The sequence below is a fragment of the Staphylococcus sp. EG-SA-17 genome (assembly GCF_017151845.1).
Classification (GTDB): Bacteria; Bacillota; Bacilli; order Staphylococcales; family Staphylococcaceae; genus Staphylococcus; species Staphylococcus aureus.
In genome coordinates this window covers 1-248 of sequence record NZ_JACVZO010000165.1, presented here as the reverse complement: position 1 = coordinate 248, position 248 = coordinate 1, and the positions used below count along the sequence as shown (strand labels likewise).

The 248-nt window shown below is 39.5% G+C and carries 2 pseudogenes; one reads left to right on the top strand and one right to left on the bottom strand.

The features are described from left to right. Positions 1 to 128: pseudogene (locus IDG65_RS14580) on the top strand (acetylglutamate kinase); the annotation flags it as partial. Here IDG65_RS14580 and IDG65_RS14575 read toward each other — a convergent pair. Next, positions 122 to 248, bottom strand: a pseudogene (locus IDG65_RS14575) (amino acid kinase family protein); the annotation flags it as partial. The pseudogenes IDG65_RS14580 and IDG65_RS14575 sit on opposite strands and share 7 nt — an antisense overlap.

Below are 248 nucleotides of genomic sequence, written 5' to 3'. Positions count from 1 at the left end.
ATAAAGCAACCATGACGATTACTAAACGCACGCTCATTGCAGACGTTAACACGGCATTAGTAGCTCAATTTAACCAGCACCAATGTTCTGCAATAGGCTTATGTGGTGTAGATGCACAGCTGTTTGATAATGCATCATTAATAAAAGGGCCACCGCCATGAACGATAATAGGGTAGATGTTGTTTGATCGTAAATGCTTAATATTGTTAATAATTGATGGATGCATGTCACTAAGTGTACTGCCACCA